Consider the following 18,630-nt stretch of genomic DNA (forward strand, 5'->3'; position numbering starts at 1 on the left):
GCGAGCTAGCATGCGCCTAGTCTGCCAGTACCGACCCACATCGGATGACGTGACGCGTGCGAAGACCCCACCTAGCGGCTGTGCATCGGAGTTTCTGCGCGGTGGACACACCAACGTCACAGGTACGCGAGACAATGGGGTGTGACTATGCAACCGGAACTCGATCTGTGGGAGCCGGTTGCGCCCAATCACCATGACCGCGTCGTCGCCCATGCTGAAGATCGGGTTGCCTGGCTTCGTGCGCGAAGTCAGGGTGTGACTGCCACGGATGCCGCCCGCCTAGCCACCGAACAATCGTTGCGTGGTGTGGTGGAGACCAAGCTTCTCGGCTCCGGTTTCACAGGCAACGCCTTCACCGATCACGGCCGCCTGCGGGAACCGCAGATTGCACGTTGGGTGCTTGCGCAGCACGGCATCCGTTCAAGTTCTGCGCTTTATCACGCGCATGATCAGCCGCTGCATCTGGCAACACCCGATGGTGTCGCTGTGATCGATGGCGTGGTTGTGTTGTCAGAGATCAAGACGACGCACAAAGCGTGGCGCAGCATCCCGCGTTCGTATCTGCGTCAGGTCTGGTGGCAGCAGTATGTCTTGGGAGCGGATCGCACTCTGGTGGTCTGGGAGCAGCACGACGGCTTCGTCCCCGTGCACGCCGAGCCGAAGTGCCTGTGGGTCGAGCGGGACGAAGACCAGATTCATGCTCTTGTCGGGCTTGCCGATCGGCTGCTCGACCTTATGCGTGCGCCGTAACTAGCTGACTCGCGCGCGCCCTAGTTTGCGTGTGGCAATCACGGTGCCGAGCATCATGAGCCAAGCGATGGCGATTGTGGTTGCCACAAATTCGAGCCTGCTCCCGAGCACGACCTGAATGCGGAAGAGCGAAAAGAGGCCGCCGGTGCCGGCGATCACCGCAACAGCGATGGCAGTGACCAGCGACAGGCGAGCGAGACCACGATGCTCTCGCGCGAATGAGGTTTGGATCATCGCCCAGCAGGCGGCAGCGAACGCGAGCACTGCGGCGAGCGTGTGAGTGAAGTCTTGCCAGGTGAAGCTCGGGCCGTAGGGCAGCGGGCACCCCGAGGTGCAGGTCACTTGTGAGGCGAGAAGAAAAAATCCGCAACCCAACCAGAGCGACAGCGCTGGTGAGCCGAATGAAAGCAACGGCGGCCACGCTCGAACACGGCGTGCAGCCCACGCGACGGCGGTGCCTCCTGCGACGATCAGCAGCAGGGCGGTCTCGAACGCCGCAGCAGTTGGTTCCCCCTCAGCGCCGAGTTCGCTGACGTAGATCTCACGAGGAATAGTGAGACGCGACGCCCAAATAAGAACGAGTGCGACGCCGACAGCGATGCTGCCAACAACTGCCGCGTAGCCCTCAAGCGCGTCGAGGGCGACACGAGGCGGGGTGACTGCAGTCATAGCCTGAACACTCGCGGGCGAGAGGTCAGCGATGCGAGCATTCCACAATTGTAGAGCACGACAGTAGCGCAGGCACCGGTCACAAAGAAACCGTCTTAGACGCTTTCGTCGAGAAGCAACTCACGAACGTAGTCGTCTTCCCACCGATCCCCCACCAGAAACTTCTTTGTACCGGCGAGTCGAAAGCCCATCTTCTCGTAGAAGCGATTGGCGCGAACGTTCTCCTGATTAACGCCAAGCCACATCGCGGCGAATCCCTGAGCGCGCGAGCGCGCGATGCCGTGATCGATGAGTGCCCGCGCTACCCCAGCTCCGTGGAAGTCGCTGAGAACGTAGCACTTGCTTAGCTCCACCGTCGGGCGCGCACTGAGAGCGGCAGCGACATCCGGATCACTCGGTTCGTCGCTGCAGAAGAGTAAGTACCCTGCGGGCTGGTCATCAACCTCGCCGATCAGAACCTCGCGGGCTGAGTCTCCCAAGTAACCACGAAAGGACTCAACAGAGAGGTGTTGGGCGATGAACTCGGCCACTGCGTCTGGAGTTGTGGTTGGAGGGCACGCAAGCGGAAACGTCTGGCGTGCGAGCTCATGCAAGAGCTCAGCATCGGCCGCAACGGCAGAACGAACGGTGGTGGTCACGACGAACTCCTCGGGAATGCGAAAACGGGGGCCGGCAGCAGCCGACCCCCGTTCATTCAAGCAGTATTAGATCGAGTTGATGTCGACCGGGATGCCAGGACCGAAGGTCGTGGAAACCGTTGCCTTGCTGATGTAGCGACCCTTCGAGGAGCTGGGCTTGGCGCGAACAATCTCGTCGAGCGCTGCCTTGATGTTCTCGTCGAGCTGCTCAGCGGTGAATCCGGTCTTGCCAACAATGAAGTGCACGTTGGCGTGCTTGTCGACACGGAATTCGATCTTTCCGCCCTTGATATCAGAAACTGCCTTAGCGGTGTCTGGGGTAACCGTTCCGGTCTTCGGGTTAGGCATGAGGCCACGCGGGCCAAGAACCTTACCCAAACGACCAACCTGGCCCATGAGCTCAGGAGTCGAGACGGCTGCATCAAAGCTAGTATAACCAGCGGCAACCTTCTCGATGAGCTCTGAGCCACCGACCTCGTCAGCGCCAGCAGCAAGAGCTGCCTCGGCTGCAGGACCGGTTGCGAATACGATAACGCGGGCAGTCTTACCCGTGCCGTGCGGCAGGATAACGGTGCCACGAACCATCTGGTCAGCCTTGCGAGGGTCTACACCCAAGCGAAGAGCAACCTCAATGGTCGAGTCGAACTTCTTGGAGCCGGTCTCGCGAGCGACAGCGACAGCCTCGGTGGGCGTGTAGAACTTACCGTCTTCAAGCTTGTCGACGGCGGCCTTGTATGCCTTGGAATTCTTGGACATTATGCCTCCACCGTGATTCCCATCGAACGAGCAGTGCCCGCGATGATCTTCATTGCGCCGTCGATGTCGTTGGCGTTGAGGTCAGCCATCTTCTGCTCGGCGATCGTACGAACCTGGTCTTTTGTGAGTTGCGCAACCTTGACGGTGTGCGGCGTGCCCGATCCCTTGGGAACTCCAGCAGCCTTCTTGATGAGCTCTGCTGCCGGCGGGGTCTTGAGGATGAACGTGAATGAACGGTCCTCGTACACGGTGATCTCTACCGGGATAACGTTTCCACGCTGTACCTCGGTAGCGGCGTTGTACGCCTTGCAGAACTCCATGATGTTAACGCCGTGTTGTCCCAGCGCAGGCCCGATGGGCGGTGCGGGGTTAGCGGCGCCGGCTTGGATCTGAAGCTTAATCAGACCTGTAACCTTCTTTTTCGGTGCCATTGTGTTTCCTTTACTGTACGAACTAGCCCGTGTGGCCAGCTCTCCCGCACCCCTGAGGGCGCGGTGGTTTTTTAGGGGCGTTAGCCCTTAAAGCTTGGTGACCTGGTCGAAGCTGAGCTCGACCGGGGTCTCGCGCTCGAAGAGTGAAACCAGAACGATGAGCTTTCCGCTCTCCGCCTTGATCTCGCTGATCGAACCAGGCAGGCCCGCGAACGAACCTTCCTTGATGGTGATGGTCTCGCCGATCTCGAAGTCGATCTCGGCAGGAATCGAACGCGCAGCGGTCTTGCCCTTGGTGGACGAGCCTTTAGTTGCGGGAGCTTCGACGATCTCAACAAGGCTCTTCAGCATGTTGAAAGCTTCCTCGAAGCGAAGCGGTACCGGGTTGTGCGCGTTGCCAACGAAGCCAGTAACTCCTGGCGTGTGACGAACAACCGACCAGCTGTCTTCGTTGAGATCCATGCGAACCAGAACGTAACCAGGGATGCGAACGCGGTTGACGAGCTTGCGCTGGCCGTTCTTGATCTCGACAACATCTTCCATCGGCACCTCGACCTGGAAAACATAATCTTCCATAGCCATCGATACCTTGCGGTTCTCAATGTTGTGCTTGACGCGCTTCTCGAAACCGGCGTAGGAGTGGATGACGTACCACTTGCCCGGCTGAAGACGCAGATCCATGCGGAACTCGGCGTAAGGGTCAACCTCAACTTCGGCACCCTCAGCTTCAGCGTCATCCTCAGCTTCGTCGTCAGTTGCTGCAACGGATGCATCAGCATCGGTCGTGTTGTGAACGTCAAGAGCGCCGTCGACCGCAGCATCTGCTTCGGGGTCGGCTGCGGCATCCAGAGCTTCAAGGAGGCCCGCAAGATCGGCATCGACATCAGTCGAGCCGTCTTCAACGTGCATTGCCTGGTGCTCAGCGGAGTCTTCGGAACGCTCTGCCTCAGCCAGGGTGTTACCCGTCTGCGCCTCATCCTCCTCGGAGGACTGCTCTGCTGCCGTAGCGAGCTCGGAGTCTTCGCGGTGGTTCTCGGACACTAAATCTCTTTTCGTTGCTCTGCAGTTCGGCCGTGGCCGATGCGGTTTGTGAAGGGCGGTTTGTAAAAGGCCTAGACCACTAAGTCAGGGTTACCGAACAAGAAGTTCACCAATGCGCTGAACCCAAAGTCGAGCCCGGAAACGATACCCATCATGATGATGACGAAAACAAGAACAATAAGAGTGAACCTGATCAATTCACGCTTCGTCGGCGTTACGACCTTCTTGAGCTCGTTAATTACTTGGCGAATGAAGAGTGCCATGCGCCCGAAGGGTCCACGACGTTGCTCGCTGTCCTTCTTCGCTTTGGCGACGACGTCCTCGCTGGGCTCGTCTAGGTCTTTCTTGGCCACTCTTATTACCTTCCGATACTTCGGCTTGCTCGGCCCCGCCCGTGAAACATGGACCAGGACTTGCAGGGCGGACAGGACTCGAACCTGCAACCTGCGGTTTTGGAGACCGCTGCTCTACCAATTGAGCCACCACCCTCTACAAGAGACCTAAATCTCTTGCACCACACCTTCGCATATCTACCTTCACCAATGAGGAGTAGGCGCGCAAAAGCATGGCAGTAATCAACTACTTCTTCCAGTGTACGTCATCCAGCGGCCTCCTGAAATGCACGCCGAGGCTGGGCTGCAATTGATCAGCACAAGACCGCACAATCCTGCATCAAAATCTTTTCTGAGAAGATTCTGAAAATCCTCGCCTCTCCGGTCGCTTCTCTTTGTCTGCATGGTGCGTGCGTTGCGCCTGCGTTGTGCGTGCGTTCAGGCTGTGCGGCGTCTGAAATCTCTGGGCACAGCCACCCTCCACGCCTTAGACTTAGCGGGTGACTTCACCTCGCCTCTCTGCCAGAATTTCCGCTATCGCCGAGTCGGCCACCCTCAAGGTGGACGCGAAAGCTAAGTCGCTTCTCGCCGCCGGTCGCCCCATCATCAGCTATGCGGCAGGTGAACCCGATTTTCCGACACCAGCGAACATTGTGGATGCGGCATCCCGAGCAGTGCTCGACCCCAAGAACCACCGCTACACACCAGCAGCCGGCCTGCCAGAACTGCGGGAAGCAATCGCCGCGAAGACGCTGCGCGACAGCAGTCTCGACGTCGGAATCAACCAGGTTGTTGTTACCAACGGTGGCAAGCAGGCCGTCTACCAAGCCTTCGCGACTCTCGTTGATCATGGCGACGAAGTAATCGTTCCCACCCCGTACTGGACCACCTACCCCGAAGCGATCAAGCTCGCCGGCGGCACCATGGTTGACGTCTTCGCCGGTGCTGATCAGGGTTACCTCGTCACGGTCGAGCAGCTTGAAGCCGCGCGCACCGAAAACACCAAGGTGCTGCTCTTCGTTTCGCCGTCGAACCCCACCGGTGCCGTCTACTCACCCGAGCAGACCAAGGCAATTGGCGAGTGGGCACTTGAGCACGGCATTTGGGTGATCAGCGATGACATCTACCAAAACCTCGTCTATGACGGAGTGCGCGCTGTCTCGATCGTCGAGGCTGTTCCCGCGCTCGCTGACACCACGATTTTGGTGAACGGTGTAGCCAAGAGCTACTCAATGACCGGCTGGCGTCTCGGCTGGATGGTTGGCCCTGTCGACGCCATGCAGGGCGCAGCAAACCTGCAGTCGCACCTCACGAGTAACGTCTCCAACATCTCGCAGCGCGCAGCCATCGAAGCTCTCACCGGCCCGCAGGATGCCGTTGAAGAAATGCGCCTTGCTTTCGACCGCCGTCGCAAGCTGATGGTCTCCGAACTCAACAAAATTGACGGCTTGCACTGCCCGACACCTCAGGGCGCGTTCTACGTGTACCCGGATGTCACGGGCCTGCTGAACCGCGAATGGGCCGGAGTCACCCCGACCACCAGCCTCGAACTCGCCGACTTGATTCTCGAGAAGGCCGAAGTGGCCGTCATTCCCGGAGAAGCATTCGGGCCAAGCGGCTACCTGCGCCTCTCCTACGCCCTCGGCGACGACGCACTGCTCGAAGGCGTGCAGCGGTTGCAGAAGCTGTTCAGCTAGAGCTCTGCTGCTCGCGTCTTGGTGCCGAATGCCGTTACCACGGCATCCTCCACGTCAGGGAAGAACGTGGTGGCGTCGGCGTCGCGGCTTTCGGAACTGCCTGCGTCAGAGCGTGAACCGGATGAATGCGCACTATACTTTCACTGACTGCTTTTCCGAGCTTTATAGGCAGAAAGAGCGATAATGAGTGATATTTCAAGCACCCCGCGCACTATCCACGAATGGGAGCAAGAACTCGGTGACGCTTTCCGCCAGTTGAGGCTCGATGCCGGCTACGGACAAACCAAACTCGCTGAACGCGCGAACCTATCCCGTTCGTCAGTCCAAGCCCTCGAACGAGGATCTGGCACCCGCTTGGCCACGGTTCTGTCGATCCTTCGGGCGCTGGACCGTCTCGATGTATTCGACAGCATCATGCCTGACGACGGGCCCAGCCCGCTGGAGGCACTCGCCGAGGCGAAGCGAAAGGTGACGCCTCGTCGCAACCGGAAAGCGAGGAGCTGACGGTGGCCTATATACCGACAACCGTTGTGGAAGTTCGTGCGTGGGACAGCCGCGTCGGCGCCATCAGCAGCACACGCAACGGGTATAGCTTTCAGTACGATCCAGCGTGGAAGCGAAATGGGGTCGAGCTGAGCCCACTGCTCATGCCGATGGTCAGCCCGAAACCTACCTTCTCGTTCCCCCGCCTCAATGACGAGACGTTCCACGGATTGCCGCCGATGATCGCCGACGCACTACCCGACAAGTTCGGCAATAGTCTCGTTGATGCTTGGCTTGCCACCCAGGGTATCGATCGGTCACAGATCACCCCGCTTGACCGACTCGCATACCTCGGTCAGCGCGGAATGGGCGCTGTGGAATTTGTTCCCGATCGCGGGCCTACTGCCCCAACCCCGACAGCACTCGATATGGGCGAACTCATTGCTGCGGCGCGTGCTGTTATTACCGGAACAATCACTGGCGACGATGACGCGGCAGACACGCTCTCCCAGATCATCTCGGTCGGCACGAGCGCTGGAGGAGCACGCGCGAAAGCGATCGTAAACATCAATAACACGACTCATGAGATCCGCCCAGGCCAGTCGTTGCCTAGACCCGGTGAGGAGGCGTGGCTGCTGAAGTTTGACGGAGTCGGTGCCGACCAGCAGCTGGGTGAGTCTCAGCAGTACACCAGGATCGAGTACGCGTACTCGCTAATGGTCCGCGCTGCCGGCATCACGATGGCCCCGACAAGGCTTCTGGCTGAGAATGGTCGAAGCCACTTTCTTACACAGCGTTTCGACCGAGAAGGAAGCCGCCGTGTGCATATGCAATCCTTGTGCGGTCTGAATGCTGTCGACTTCAACCTTCGCGAGACCAGCGACTACGCACAGCTATTCACCGCCGCTCGCGAACTCGGTCTCGGTGAAGACGCGAAGGTGGAGCTGTTTCGCCGGATGACGTTTAATATCGCCGCAGCCAACCACGATGATCACTCCAAGAATCACTCGTTCCTGCTCTCGGAGGGCGGTGACTGGGAGCTCTCACCGGCCTACGACATCACCTACGCGCGCGACGCTAAGAGCATTTGGCTGAACCAGCACCTCATGGGCGTGAATGGAAAATTTGGCGACATCGAACGACGTGACCTTTTGGCTGTCGCCGACCGTTTCGCCGTGCCTAGCGCCAAGCGAGCAATCACCGATGTGGCCGATGCGCTCGATTCGTGGACAGAGTTCGCCGCAACTGCAGAAGTCACAGCATCCGCGATGGAAAGTATCGGCAAAGACTTCACGAATCTGCGCACGTAAGTTCAATCAACCGATCGGTTGATTGAACTCTAATCGTCAGTTGCTGTTGCCTGCGGCCCGAACTTAGCCAGCATCAATTACGTCAGCTCGACACCGACTGCGACGGGTTCGGGCTGCAGGCGGATGCCATGTTCGCCCAATACTCGGGCTGCAATGTACCGCGAAAGCTCTGATACTTCGGCCGCTGTTGCTCCTGTGCGGTTGACGATCGCGAGGCTGTGCTTGCTAGAGACGGCAGCGCGCGAACCGGGCAGCCGGAACCCTTTTTTCACCCCGGAGTGTTCGATCAGCCAGGCTGCGCTCAACTTCACCTTGCGCTGTTTTGGCACAGGAGGGAGAGCGGGAGCTTCGCCGAGCGGAACCGCAACGTCGGCGACTGGTTCGTCATCGATCACCCAGCGTGGGGCATCCGATGGTAGGGCTCGTGCAATGTTTTCGGGAACGATCGGGTTGGTGAAGAACGATCCGCAGCTTGCGGAGTCTGGTTCGTTGGGGTCGAGCACCATCGCTTTGGATGCGCGCAGGGCGAGGACGGTGTCGCGCACTTGTTGCACAGGCACTTGGTCGCCAATGTTCACGCCGAGAGCTGAGGCGAGCTGTTGATACTGAACGGTGCTGGTCGGCGTTGCAGTGAGTGCGAGGTAGACAGCGACCACCAGGCCAACGCGCCCGCTCTTGATGACGGAGCTGCGGTAGCCGAGGTTGAGGTCGGCGGTGCTGAGGTGCACGAGTTCGCCGCTGTCGTAGTCGAGAAAGTCGATGCCCTCTAGTGCGCTGGCAACTTCTTGACCGTAGGCGCCGATGTTCTGGATGGGGGCTGCGCCGACGGATCCGGGGATGCCGCTGAGCGCTTCGATGCCGGCCCAGCCGCGGGCGACGAGACGTTTGACGAGACGGTCCCAGGGCTCTCCTGCTTGCACGCGAATGCGGAGCGAGGTGTCGTCTTGTGAGAGGACTTGGATGCCGCGGGTGGCGATGTGGATGACGGTGCCGTCGAATCCTTCGTCACTGATGACCATGTTTGAGCCGCCGCCCATGAGCAGCCATTCGTCGCCGCGCTTCCAGACCGCGCGCACGTTCTCAATGAGTTCGTCTTCGGTAGTGGGCCGGAGCAATTGGTGCGCGGGCCCGCCGACTCGCATGGTGGTGAGGTCGGCAAGCATCAAGCTGTCACTGGCAACGGTGTCGGTCATTAGCGGAGCTTGACCCTTACTTGGGATTTGCCGAGTACAGTTTGGTCGGCTGCGCTGACGGTGAGGTCAATGCGGGTGACGTCTTCTTCAATGGCACCAACTTTGGCGGTGACGGAGACGGTGACTCCGCCGTTGCCGTCGACGACGACGGGGCGGGTGAAGCGCACGCCGTATTCGATAAGGTCTCCGCGGTCACCCATCCAGTCAATGACAGGTTGCACGGCGAGGCCCATGGTGAGCATGCCGTGGGCGAGTACGCCGGGGAGGCCGACGGATGCTGCTACGTCGTCGCGGTAGTGGATGGGGTTAAAGTCTCCGGATGCTCCGGCGTAGCGCACGAGGGAGAAGCGGGTGAGGGTGACTTGGCCGGTGATGAGTTCTTGGCCGACGACGAGGTCGCTCATTCTGTGCCTCTCATGACGAGTACGGAGGTTGCGGTGACGACGTGGCTGCCTGTGCTGTCGCTGATGGCGGTTTCTGCGGTGATCATGTCGTTGCCGCCGAGTGATTTGATGCTGGTGACGGTGAGGATGGCGGTGAGTTCGTCTCCGGCGACGATCTGCCGCGTGTAGGTGAACTTTTGTTCGCCGTGCACGATGCGGGAGAAGTCGATGCCGGTGTCGGGGGCGGCAAGGAGGAGGGCGAGGCCCGCTTCTTGGATGACGACGGCGAAGGTTGGTGGTGCTACGACGTCGGCGTAGCCTGCTGCTCGCGCGGCTTCGGGGTCGTGGTTGAGGGGGCTTTGGGCGAAGACGGCGCGTGAGAATTCGCGCACTTTTTCTCGCCCGACGAGGTAGGGGGTTGTTGGCGGGAAGACCCGGCCTTGTAGTTCTTTATTCACTGGCACGGTTACCAGCTTAGGCAATGTTATGGGTTCTGCGTGTTAATGGGTGAAGCCCCAGTGACCGTGAGGTCTGCCGGGGCTTCAGGAATCTCTTGAGGTGCGAGCTCAGTAAGTTTTTACTGGCAGCTGTCGCACTGCAGAAGATCCATTGGGTCGACGGGAATTGCATATCCGCCAACATTGTCGTTGTCGTTGTCCATATCGATCCTCCTTAAAGTCTTCTCGAAGTTTACCAACGGGTTGTTGGAGTTTCCACTATATAGGGGGAATGACACCCATGTCATTACACAAGATGTAGTGTCTCGGCGTGTCGCCCACTTTCTTTAAAACATACTCCGGGGCACTGATATTCCCGCGAATCGGTGTCGAAGTTCGCTGCCACAGCGCGCCGCGGATGTTAAGGCCCACCGCGCGCCCACCTGACTAGGGATGGCGCACGCCAGCCCCATTCAGCACGGTCGCATAACCTTCCCGGTAGGTGGCGTAGGCGAATATGAATCCCGATTCGCGTAGCCGGGTGTTGCGGCACCGTTTTCCCCGGCCTCTCTCAGCGATACCAGATTCGGCGACAATTGGTGGCACGGGGACGTTGAGGCTGCGTGCCAAAAACTCGACAACGTCACGCTGATCAGCGGGGCGATCATCCACGCCAATGTAGATAGTCTTAGGCCGATCGTGCATGGTCACGAGGTGAACGATGGCCGCCGCTGCATCGTCACGATGGATCAGATTGGTAAATCGCGATTCACGCGAAATCGTCTCGCCGCCGTCACGTATGCGATCAATCTGTCTAGTCCGTCCGGGTCCGTAGATGCCTCCCAGACGCAGAATAGTGGCCTCAGGGAGCCGTTCGAGCACCGTCTCTTCGGCTTCCCGCAACACGACAGCGGTCGGCGCGACCGGTTCAGCCGGAGTCGCCTCATCAATCCAGACGCCGTCGTCAACACCGTAGACCGCCGTCGACGACACGTACAAGACACGCGGCGGCACAGTGCAATCGCGCTGGATGGCCGTCGCCATACTTCGAACGCTGTCGACATATGCCGCCCGATACCCAGCGACGCTGCGCTCATCCGGGCTCATGGCAATCATCACGATGCTGGTGTCGGCCGGTAGCGTCGGTACTTCCGCGGACAGATCAACCGACTGTCCTTCGATTTCGCGGGGGAGCTTCTCTGCTGAGCGTCGCAGCCCCATGACGCGATAGCCCAGCGCGGCGAAACGCAGCCCGGTCTCGGTACCCAGGTCACCACAACCGGCGATCACCACCGTCATTTCAGTCTCCTCCGCTCGCGCAGTAGCTCGATGCCGGTCAGCGTGGAGAACAGGCTCATTTCGAGCGTTCATTCTGGTTTGCGCGATCGATCGGCGTCGGGGTTCCGGGATGCGCACTATTTCCGCGCGTCTTAAGCAGGCTCGCGATAGTCGCGACGGTAATCGTAGCGAAGATAAAGAGCAGAGAGACCGAGATGGGGATCTCCGGGGCCCACAGGAGCGGCTGCCCACCGTTGATAAACGGCAACTCATTGACATACAGGGCGTGGAAGACAAGCTTCACACCGATGAACGCCAGGATTACCGCGAGACCTTGCGCCAAGTAGACCAAACGCTCGAGCAGACCACCGATGAGAAAGAACAGCTGCCGCAGGCCCATCAGCGCGAAGGCATTCGCCGTGAACACGATGTACGCCTCATTCGTGAGCCCGTAAATGGCGGGGATGGAGTCGACCGCAAAGATCAGGTCAACGAAACCGATAGCGACAATAGTGAGCAGCATGGGCGTGACGAACCGCTTACCGTTCTTCTTCACGGTCAGTCTGTCTCCGTGATATTCGTCGGTCACCGCCAAGTGGCGGCGCACGAAACGCATGAACCGGTTATTGGCCGGGTCCGTTTCGTGGCTGGAAAATGCCTGCCGGTAGGCCAAGAAGAGCAGGAGAGCGCCAAAGATATAGAAAATCCACGACAGGTTCTCGATCAGTGCGGCGCCGACGGCGATGAAGCCACCCCGCAGGATGAGGGCAACGACGATGCCAATCATCAGCACCTTCTGCTGGTAAATCTTCGGCACCGCGAACGAACTCATGACAAGCAGGAACACGAAGAGGTTGTCGATCGAGAGTGCCTTCTCGGTGAGATAGCCGGCGAAGTACTCGCCACCGAACGTCCATCCCGAGACCGTTCCCACACCGACGCCGAACAGCAGCGCGAGACCGATGTAGAACGCCGACCAGCGGGCCGACTCACCGATCGTGGGCTCGTGCGGTTTTCGCACGTGAGCGTAGAACTCGTAAACGAAGAAGGCGATCGTCACGGCAATCGTGATGAGCCAGATCAGGGGTGTGATCTGCATGAGAAAACTCCAAAGGGGTTGGCGTTGAAACGGCGCCAAGGTCTCCTCCGCTCTGATCAGATCAGAACCGACGGCCCGGAATGCAACTATGCATACGTATTGACGGGCCGACCGCAGACGGGAGTACTCCCCTTGTTGAAGATGAGACTACAAGACAAAACTGGCAAATTGCTATTTACGCAACCTGCAGTTTTGAGTTACCTGTCTTTCTTGTGGTGGAAGACGACCGGTAGCCCTTGCGTGGCCCCCCGATCTAGCTGCCGAAGATGGTGGGGATGAGGATGGGTGCATTCACCAAGAGATGCGTGAGCATGCAGGCGTAAAGGTTTCGCCGCCACACATACAGCGCGTACACCGCGAGAGCCCCCGGAGCTTGGTGATCAGCCAGTCCGGGGCGAAGAAGATCACGTGCGGGAGGATGAAGATAGCGAGACTCACCGCAACTCCGATCCACCGTCGCCCAGTGAGAGAAGTGAGTTGCTCGATGGAATAGCCGCGGTAGAGAATCTCCTCGGTCACTGCGGCGGTGATGATAAGCGCGACGACCCCCACGATCGGCATGGCGGTGATCGCCTCAGTCCCCGTGTTGGAGGGTTGGGGTCGAACCAGACCAATTATCCAGGAGGTCGAGACCGAATGCGCGAACCACGCTCGGGAGCCATGTGGCGGCATACGCAATGCCCAGCCCCAGCAAAATATTGCCGGTGTGTTGCGCTCGCCGCCGGTTGGTCATCGTCGCACGCGGCGTGGCTAGCTTGTCTGTTGAGCTCACCGTGGAACCCCTACAGCGGACAGCAGCAACGGAACTAAAGCACGAGAGTATGCCATCAAGTCGGTGCTGGGATCCCGTTGAAATGTTGTCACGGCGCCATCGATTGCGTGGCTGATCGTGGTGGCGGCAACCGCTACGTCGTCCACTATGAATGCACCGTCTCGAACTCCGCCACTGAGAAGTTCTTCGAGATAACTGAGATCGGCAGCAGCCTCACCCAACATCATCGGCCAGCTCGGTGCGGATATATGTTTCCAGCTTGGCTGGCCACGATGCCTCTGCCTCGACTGCCTGCGGCATAGCTGATCGCGAAGCGGAGCTTCCATAACTTCGTGCTCGCGACGTTCCGTAAGCATCGCGTAGCGCCGCATCCTGCGCTCTACCGGCTTCACTTCTCGTCGGCTGGGAGCTAGCTGACCGCAAGTCCGGAGTCTTCGACGGAACGCCCGGTTTCCTCCACATGAGGAGGCTCTCCGGCGCTTATATAGCGGAGTTAGTCGAGCACGGCAGCGACAGCTTCGACCTCAACTAGCTGGTCATCGTATCCGAGTGCGGTGACGCCCAACAGCGTGCTCGGCACATCATGGTCGCCAAAGGCTTCGCGCACCACATCCCAAGCAGACCGGAGATCAGCTTGGCTCGACGATGCCACGAGCACCCGTGTGCTGATGACGTCTGTGATAGATGCGCCGGCCGCTTTCAACGCGACCTTCATGTGGTCGATGCAGACCTGGGCTTGTCCGGCATAGTCACCAAGTGCGGCCGTCGAACCGCCCGCGGTGAGGGGGCACGAGCCAGCAAGGAAGACCAACCGAGCCTCAGCAGGGGCACTGGCTGCGTACGCGTATTGCGCACGCGAAGAGAGCTCAGGCGAACGAATCAAATTCACGACACTGGACATGGAATACACCTCTCGAAGTGGATCGTCGCCAAGTTTGGCAGAGTTAGGCGCCGCAGGTTAGACCTTGCCCCAACGACTGAAATTTGTGCGGCGCTGCCGAAATCGTGCGCTGCTTGAGCTCCTCGACAATTGCCTGCCGAATGTCGTCTTGACGCCGCCCCGTCGTCGTCATCGATAGCGCCCCTTGCCATGTTGAACCACGACGCCAAAAAGAGTGGACTGGAAGAGCTCAAAATGGTATCTTAGAAGCGCTCAAAATAGTATACTAACGAACGTGCGTGGGGGTCCTAACAATGGACGGATACAAGAGACGCCTCATCGATGACTCGATCGACGAGCTCTTCCCTTCGTTCGCTGCAATCTCCATCGAGGGGGCTCGCGCGATCGGTAAGACCGCCACTGGGAGGCAGCGAGCTAAGACAATTCTCGACTTGGACCTCCTCGAAATGCGGGAGTTGGTCCAGGCGGACCCCAAATACTTGAGCAGAGTAGACACCCCGGTGCTCATCGATGAGTGGCAACATGTCCCCGAGGCGTGGGACCGTGTCCGCCGCCTCGTCGACAGCGATCCGACGGCTGGGCGATTCATCCTGGCCGGCAGCGCCGCACCCGTTGGTGCTCGCATCCACTCCGGGGACGGCCGCATCATCAGATTCCGGATGCGGCCTCTCTCCATCGCGGAACGCAACTTAGCAATAACCACCGTTCGCTTCCGCGATCTGCTCAGCGCAAACACCACAGACATCCACGGTTCCAGTGATGTCGAACTGCGCGACTACGTCCGCGAAATCGTCGCCTCGGGATTTCCACAGCCCCGGCAAATGAGCGATCGTGCCCGCCGCGTTTGGTTGGATGACTACATCGAGCGAGTCATTACTCACGACTTCACCGAACAAGGACACCACATCCGCCAACCTGAGCTGTTGCGAGGTTGGTTGCGGGGTTACGCCTCGGCCACCGCATCCGCAACCACGTTCGCGAAGATCAATGCCAGTCTCGACTCAGGTGAACCCGTAGGACCGACGAAGAAGACCTCTATCGCCTACCGTGACATCCTCAGCAGCCTCTACCTGCTTGACCAAGTGGATGCTTGGTCGCCCAGCCAGAAGCTCCTGTCACGAGCATCCCTCGCGCCGAAGCACTTTCTCGCCGACCCTGCGCTCTCCGCACGCCTGCTCAACCTCAACGAGGTCAAACTGATGTCCGCCGCCCAACCCGCGACGAACAACGGGGATCGAACGCGCCTCGGTAATTTCTTCGAAGCACTCGTCGCCCTCAGCCTCAAGACCTATGCGGAGGCGAACGACGCGCAGGTATCTCACTTCCGCGACCATGATGGGCGGCACGAGATTGACTTCATCGTCCACCGAGGACACGCAGAGGCTGTCGGTGTTGAAGTGAAGCTAAAATCCTCAATCACCGACCATGACGTTCGCCACCTGCTCTGGTTGAAGAAGTCGCTCCCCAACCAAATCGTCGACCTCGTCGTCATTAACACGGGCGCCCACGCCTATCGTCGACAGGATGGGGTGGCGGTCATCCCGCTCGCATTGCTCACCGCCTGACTGCCCCCTAGGGTCATGAAAGAGGATCCATGTAGCTGCCGAGTGCTGATACCGCGTCATCGCTCTCGTCGACACCGTGGCTGTGAGCGATGCTTCGCTAGTCGCGGGATTACCGGCGCCTACTCCCTCACGAGACTTCCGAAATTTGCCCGAGTTCTTCCCTGATGATTCGTGTCGCCCAAGACGAATCGGCATTCGCGGCTTGCATGAGCAGGTGCACGGCGAGGCCGTCGATGATTGCGTGCAGTCGGCGAGCGGTCGTATCGTGGTCCGGGCGTAGCCCGCCCTGAACCCGCGCGACGATCATCCGGCAGGCCTCGCCTAATTTCTCGTAGGCGACATCCCGGACGTCGGCGAGTTCGGGCAGTGCGGGTGTTTCCGCGATGAGGGCGATGTTGACCTCAAGTTCGGCCCGACTCTCAGGTGACAACGGCAGCAGTTCCCGGATGATCTGTTCCGCGTCGCCGATCGGGTCCTCGGTGCGCGGGAGGGCGAGGATGCGTCGGGTGGCGCGCTCAACCATTAGCTCGGCTGAGTATTGCAGGAGACCAGCACGATTCGGGAAAAGATGTCGTAGAGAGCCCACGACGACACCTGCTTCGTTGGCGACGACACGAACCGAGACCGCGCCGATGCCCCGCTCCCGGATGACACGCCAGACGGCTTCCGCCAACTCGACTTTTCGCTGATTGCGGTCGATCCGTCGCAACATTCATCTAGATTAGCACGATTGTGCTAGTTTGCGTTCAGGCACGATCGTGCCTGAAAGGACAGCTGTTATCCTCGCCATTATCGTCGCCTGCGAAGTCGGCTTCTGGGTGCTCATTCTTCTCGGCCTGCTCGCCCGCTATCCGTTGAGGATGCGCCGCCTCGGGTTGGCGCTACTCGCGCTCACCCCGCTCGTTGACCTGGTGCTGCTGGCGGCGACAGCGATCGACCTGAGTCATGGTTCGACGGCGACGTTCTTTCATGGGATCGCGGCGATTTATCTTGGGCTCTCTATTGCCTATGGGCACAAGATGATCGCCTGGGCAGATATTCGCTTCGCTCATCGTTTCGCGGGTGGACCGGCCCCGAAGAAGGACTATGGAGCGACCTATGCAGCTGAATGTTGGCGGGACGTGGTGCGGACCATCATTGCTGTCGGCATCGCCGCCGGTGCTCTCTGGGTACTCATCGGCATCAGCGGTGATCCAATGCGTTCGTCTGCACTCGAGAGCATGTTCCGCGTCCTCGGAATAATCACGGTCGTGGAACTCATCTGGGCAATCAGCTACACCTTCTGGCCCAAGAAGGCTCCTGCTACACGCTGACTTAGTCCCTGCTGCTGCGAACGTGCCACTGCGTGCATCGCAGTGCATCGCAGTGAGTCGAACCGAGCGCCGGGAGTAGGCAACGACATTTGGCGCATGACACCGGTCACCGCATTCGACGAGATGGAAAGACTCAACGAGGCAGGTCGGCGTGGTTGGCACTCAGTGGCATTCGGAACGCTATACCACGACCTTGCACCGTCCGAGCATCAATGGCAGCACCGCCGCGTGACATTGCGGACGAGGTGGAAGTCGCCCTCCGAAAATCATTGGTGACTTCACTTCCTGCTCCCATCAGCAGACTAGTCGCTAGGCCACCTTCAGTTCTGAGCCGAGTTTTTCGAGCCGGCAAACGCACCGACAAGGACTTGACAAGATGCGAAGATTCTCTTTTGATCAAGGGAGGCATCGGAGCTTTGACGGGAGCCGCCGCAAACTCACCTCAGGACTACGGCCGACCAACTCATGGTTGAGACGACATCTTTACGCCGATTTTAAAGCCATCGAGTGCAGAATAATTTGACCGAGAACGGAGACACACCCCATGGAGTCGAACACCAACCTTCCTGCTATCGAGCGCTGGTGGCCAGAGCTGAGCATTCCGGCCAAGCACGAGCTGCAAAAAGATCTCGACGGCGAGATTAGCGAGCTAGTGCTTAAAGAAATTGAAGCTCTACTCGCCTGCAGCATCCCCAGGTCACCCCAGCACCTCACCGAAGCCGAACGCGCCTTTATCGAAACTCAGACCGAGATAGTCGACTGAAGCAGAGGGGCGGGACCTGAGAGGTTCCTCGGCGGACTCGCTAGGCGAACCGTTCGAGCGATCAGCAATCATTCCCTCGCCGACGGTTACGAACCGCAGTATCGGTGCCAGGTAGACAATGCAGCCTCCGCTGCACTCGCCCTCTCTGCGGGCTTCGGGTTCTGTGGACAGTGGGATGTCGTCACGCTGAGCCCCAGCCAAAGCTGACTCGCTACTCCCCGCGCCAGGTCGCCGGAACGATCGTCCACACGACTTCGGCCCCACGCTCGGCGTCGGCCACCCAGTTGTGCGGCTCCCGTCCGGGGAAGGTGAGCGAGTCACCTTCCTCTAGCGGAATCTCCCGATCCACGAAGCGCAGAGTGATCGCTCCGGAAAGCACGTGGAGCACTTCGACTTCACAACTGATCGTGTAGAAAGCCTCGCCGCCATTTGCTGCCGGCTGCATCTTCGTGCGGATGACCTGCACCCGAGATTCGTTGCGTGGAGAGATGAGCCTTTCGTCAACGCCTTGCCCACCGAGGTTGATGTGCGGAGCGTCTGCCAACGAAATCTTTACGGCTTCAGGTTCGGCGAAAAGCGACCCGATTTCGAGGGAAAGCACTTGGCACAGCTGCACCAGCGTGGCGACGCTGGGAGAAGTTTCATCGCGCTCTAGGCGACTCAAGAAACCCTTAGTTAGCCCGGCGGATGTTGCGATCTGCTCGAGCGTGAAACCTTGAGCCTTGCGGGCGCTGCGGATGCGCGCGCCGATGGCAAGCGCTTCGGCGCTGGGGGCCGGCGATAACGGTCTCATAGCTCTACTCCATCAGTTAGCGGGGT

23 protein-coding genes and 1 tRNA gene are annotated in these 18,630 nt (G+C 59.5%); 7 read left to right on the forward strand and 17 right to left on the reverse strand.

What is annotated here, in order from left to right; genetic code table 11:
* Positions 1-147: 147 nt before the first annotated feature.
* On the forward strand, positions 148-750 hold the full coding sequence (locus tag ACTJJW_RS06900; RefSeq protein WP_462643544.1) for a YqaJ viral recombinase family protein: 603 nt from the start codon (positions 148-150) through the stop codon (positions 748-750).
* Here the strand turns inward: ACTJJW_RS06900 and ACTJJW_RS06905 are convergent, their stop codons facing one another.
* The 7 genes from ACTJJW_RS06905 to ACTJJW_RS06935 form a co-directional block, all read right to left on the reverse strand.
* On the reverse strand, positions 751-1,419 hold the full coding sequence (locus ACTJJW_RS06905; RefSeq protein ID WP_462643397.1) for a DUF998 domain-containing protein: 669 nt from the start codon (positions 1,417-1,419) through the stop codon (positions 751-753).
* A 95-nt stretch (positions 1,420-1,514) separates the two neighbouring features.
* Positions 1,515-2,057 (reverse strand): N-acetyltransferase family protein, encoded by a 543-nt coding sequence (locus ACTJJW_RS06910; protein ID WP_462643398.1) that lies wholly within the window; start codon positions 2,055-2,057, stop codon positions 1,515-1,517.
* A 66-nt stretch (positions 2,058-2,123) separates the two neighbouring features.
* Positions 2,124-2,813 carry a 50S ribosomal protein L1 gene (gene rplA / locus ACTJJW_RS06915; RefSeq protein WP_462643399.1) on the reverse strand — a complete coding sequence of 230 codons (690 nt, stop codon included), beginning with the start codon at positions 2,811-2,813 and terminating at the stop codon, positions 2,124-2,126.
* A complete protein-coding gene (gene rplK / locus ACTJJW_RS06920; protein WP_462643400.1) occupies positions 2,813-3,244 on the reverse strand; it encodes a 50S ribosomal protein L11 in 432 nt (143 codons plus the stop codon). The genes rplA and rplK overlap by 1 nt, the downstream gene beginning before the upstream one ends.
* A gap of 87 nt (positions 3,245-3,331) precedes the next feature.
* Positions 3,332-4,285 carry a transcription termination/antitermination protein NusG gene (nusG, locus tag ACTJJW_RS06925; RefSeq protein WP_462643401.1) on the reverse strand — a complete coding sequence of 318 codons (954 nt, stop codon included), beginning with the start codon at positions 4,283-4,285 and terminating at the stop codon, positions 3,332-3,334.
* 71 nt (positions 4,286-4,356) lie between these two features.
* Positions 4,357-4,638: a preprotein translocase subunit SecE gene (gene secE / locus ACTJJW_RS06930; RefSeq protein ID WP_462643402.1), complete on the reverse strand. Its 282-nt coding sequence runs from the start codon at positions 4,636-4,638 to the stop codon at positions 4,357-4,359.
* A 63-nt stretch (positions 4,639-4,701) separates the two neighbouring features.
* Positions 4,702-4,774 (reverse strand) — tRNA-Trp (locus tag ACTJJW_RS06935).
* A gap of 343 nt (positions 4,775-5,117) precedes the next feature.
* Here ACTJJW_RS06935 and ACTJJW_RS06940 point away from each other — a divergent pair.
* The 3 genes from ACTJJW_RS06940 to ACTJJW_RS06950 all read left to right on the forward strand — a co-directional run bounded on the left by ACTJJW_RS06940 (position 5,118) and on the right by ACTJJW_RS06950 (position 8,107).
* A complete protein-coding gene (locus ACTJJW_RS06940) occupies positions 5,118-6,314 on the forward strand; it encodes a pyridoxal phosphate-dependent aminotransferase (protein ID WP_462643403.1) in 1,197 nt (398 codons plus the stop codon).
* A 183-nt stretch (positions 6,315-6,497) separates the two neighbouring features.
* Entirely contained in the window at positions 6,498-6,818 is a 321-nt protein-coding gene (locus tag ACTJJW_RS06945; protein WP_462643404.1) for a helix-turn-helix domain-containing protein, read from the forward strand.
* A 2-nt stretch (positions 6,819-6,820) separates the two neighbouring features.
* Positions 6,821-8,107 (forward strand): type II toxin-antitoxin system HipA family toxin, encoded by a 1,287-nt coding sequence (locus tag ACTJJW_RS06950; RefSeq protein ID WP_462643405.1) that lies wholly within the window; start codon positions 6,821-6,823, stop codon positions 8,105-8,107.
* Between the two features lie 77 nt (positions 8,108-8,184).
* Here ACTJJW_RS06950 and ACTJJW_RS06955 read toward each other — a convergent pair whose 3' ends face one another.
* The 8 genes from ACTJJW_RS06955 to ACTJJW_RS06990 form a co-directional block, all read right to left on the reverse strand.
* On the reverse strand, positions 8,185-9,300 hold the full coding sequence (locus tag ACTJJW_RS06955) for a UDP-N-acetylmuramate dehydrogenase (RefSeq protein WP_462643406.1): 1,116 nt from the start codon (positions 9,298-9,300) through the stop codon (positions 8,185-8,187).
* Positions 9,300-9,704 carry a MaoC/PaaZ C-terminal domain-containing protein gene (locus tag ACTJJW_RS06960; RefSeq protein ID WP_462643407.1) on the reverse strand — a complete coding sequence of 135 codons (405 nt, stop codon included), beginning with the start codon at positions 9,702-9,704 and terminating at the stop codon, positions 9,300-9,302. Before ACTJJW_RS06960 ends, ACTJJW_RS06955 begins: the two co-directional genes overlap by 1 nt.
* On the reverse strand, positions 9,701-10,147 hold the full coding sequence (locus tag ACTJJW_RS06965; RefSeq protein ID WP_462643408.1) for an FAS1-like dehydratase domain-containing protein: 447 nt from the start codon (positions 10,145-10,147) through the stop codon (positions 9,701-9,703). The genes ACTJJW_RS06960 and ACTJJW_RS06965 overlap by 4 nt, the downstream gene beginning before the upstream one ends.
* 420 nt (positions 10,148-10,567) lie before the next feature.
* Positions 10,568-11,419: an SDR family oxidoreductase gene (locus ACTJJW_RS06970; protein ID WP_462643409.1), complete on the reverse strand. Its 852-nt coding sequence runs from the start codon at positions 11,417-11,419 to the stop codon at positions 10,568-10,570.
* Between the two features lie 55 nt (positions 11,420-11,474).
* Positions 11,475-12,497: a TerC family protein gene (locus ACTJJW_RS06975; RefSeq protein WP_462643410.1), complete on the reverse strand. Its 1,023-nt coding sequence runs from the start codon at positions 12,495-12,497 to the stop codon at positions 11,475-11,477.
* A 291-nt stretch (positions 12,498-12,788) separates the two neighbouring features.
* Positions 12,789-13,058, reverse strand: coding sequence for a CPBP family intramembrane glutamic endopeptidase (locus ACTJJW_RS06980; protein ID WP_462643411.1), 270 nt, complete (start codon positions 13,056-13,058; stop codon positions 12,789-12,791).
* A 207-nt stretch (positions 13,059-13,265) separates the two neighbouring features.
* Complete coding sequence (locus tag ACTJJW_RS06985; protein ID WP_462643412.1) at positions 13,266-13,496, reverse strand: hypothetical protein; 231 nt, start codon at positions 13,494-13,496, stop codon at positions 13,266-13,268.
* A gap of 266 nt (positions 13,497-13,762) precedes the next feature.
* Positions 13,763-14,170 carry a RidA family protein gene (locus tag ACTJJW_RS06990; protein WP_462643413.1) on the reverse strand — a complete coding sequence of 136 codons (408 nt, stop codon included), beginning with the start codon at positions 14,168-14,170 and terminating at the stop codon, positions 13,763-13,765.
* A gap of 293 nt (positions 14,171-14,463) precedes the next feature.
* Between ACTJJW_RS06990 and ACTJJW_RS06995 the strand changes: the two genes are divergently transcribed.
* Positions 14,464-15,735, forward strand: a complete 1,272-nt coding sequence (locus ACTJJW_RS06995) for an ATP-binding protein (RefSeq protein WP_462643414.1) — start codon at positions 14,464-14,466, stop codon at positions 15,733-15,735.
* A gap of 127 nt (positions 15,736-15,862) precedes the next feature.
* On the opposite strand, the gene ACTJJW_RS07000 is transcribed toward ACTJJW_RS06995, so the two are convergent.
* Positions 15,863-16,447 (reverse strand): TetR/AcrR family transcriptional regulator, encoded by a 585-nt coding sequence (locus ACTJJW_RS07000; RefSeq protein ID WP_462643415.1) that lies wholly within the window; start codon positions 16,445-16,447, stop codon positions 15,863-15,865.
* A 46-nt stretch (positions 16,448-16,493) separates the two neighbouring features.
* Between ACTJJW_RS07000 and ACTJJW_RS07005 the strand changes: the two genes are divergently transcribed.
* Entirely contained in the window at positions 16,494-17,048 is a 555-nt protein-coding gene (locus ACTJJW_RS07005) for a hypothetical protein (RefSeq protein WP_462643416.1), read from the forward strand.
* Positions 17,049-17,592: 544 nt separating this feature from the next.
* Complete coding sequence (locus tag ACTJJW_RS07010) at positions 17,593-17,811, forward strand: hypothetical protein (RefSeq protein ID WP_462643417.1); 219 nt, start codon at positions 17,593-17,595, stop codon at positions 17,809-17,811.
* A 211-nt stretch (positions 17,812-18,022) separates the two neighbouring features.
* On the opposite strand, the gene ACTJJW_RS07015 is transcribed toward ACTJJW_RS07010, so the two are convergent.
* Positions 18,023-18,604: a helix-turn-helix domain-containing protein gene (locus ACTJJW_RS07015; RefSeq protein ID WP_462643418.1), complete on the reverse strand. Its 582-nt coding sequence runs from the start codon at positions 18,602-18,604 to the stop codon at positions 18,023-18,025.
* Positions 18,605-18,630 lie beyond the last annotated feature (26 nt).

Source organism: Rhodoglobus galactosidasius (assembly GCF_054957775.1).

Coding starts and splice junctions, on each gene's coding strand:
- ACTJJW_RS06975 (WP_462643410.1), bottom strand. CDS start 12,497: ATGCAGATCACACCCCTGATCTGGCTCATCACGATTGCCGTGACGATC.
- ACTJJW_RS07015 (WP_462643418.1), bottom strand. CDS start 18,604: ATGAGACCGTTATCGCCGGCCCCCAGCGCCGAAGCGCTTGCCATCGGC.
- ACTJJW_RS06905 (WP_462643397.1), bottom strand. CDS start 1,419: ATGACTGCAGTCACCCCGCCTCGTGTCGCCCTCGACGCGCTTGAGGGC.
- ACTJJW_RS06985 (WP_462643412.1), bottom strand. CDS start 13,496: ATGATGTTGGGTGAGGCTGCTGCCGATCTCAGTTATCTCGAAGAACTT.
- ACTJJW_RS06900 (WP_462643544.1), top strand. CDS start 148: ATGCAACCGGAACTCGATCTGTGGGAGCCGGTTGCGCCCAATCACCAT.
- rplA (WP_462643399.1), bottom strand. CDS start 2,813: ATGTCCAAGAATTCCAAGGCATACAAGGCCGCCGTCGACAAGCTTGAA.
- ACTJJW_RS06970 (WP_462643409.1), bottom strand. CDS start 11,419: ATGACGGTGGTGATCGCCGGTTGTGGTGACCTGGGTACCGAGACCGGG.
- ACTJJW_RS07010 (WP_462643417.1), top strand. CDS start 17,593: ATGGAGTCGAACACCAACCTTCCTGCTATCGAGCGCTGGTGGCCAGAG.
- ACTJJW_RS06955 (WP_462643406.1), bottom strand. CDS start 9,300: ATGACCGACACCGTTGCCAGTGACAGCTTGATGCTTGCCGACCTCACC.
- ACTJJW_RS07000 (WP_462643415.1), bottom strand. CDS start 16,447: ATGTTGCGACGGATCGACCGCAATCAGCGAAAAGTCGAGTTGGCGGAA.
- rplK (WP_462643400.1), bottom strand. CDS start 3,244: ATGGCACCGAAAAAGAAGGTTACAGGTCTGATTAAGCTTCAGATCCAA.
- ACTJJW_RS06945 (WP_462643404.1), top strand. CDS start 6,498: ATGAGTGATATTTCAAGCACCCCGCGCACTATCCACGAATGGGAGCAA.
- ACTJJW_RS06990 (WP_462643413.1), bottom strand. CDS start 14,170: ATGTCCAGTGTCGTGAATTTGATTCGTTCGCCTGAGCTCTCTTCGCGT.
- ACTJJW_RS06960 (WP_462643407.1), bottom strand. CDS start 9,704: ATGAGCGACCTCGTCGTCGGCCAAGAACTCATCACCGGCCAAGTCACC.
- ACTJJW_RS06980 (WP_462643411.1), bottom strand. CDS start 13,058: ATGCCGATCGTGGGGGTCGTCGCGCTTATCATCACCGCCGCAGTGACC.
- ACTJJW_RS06995 (WP_462643414.1), top strand. CDS start 14,464: ATGGACGGATACAAGAGACGCCTCATCGATGACTCGATCGACGAGCTC.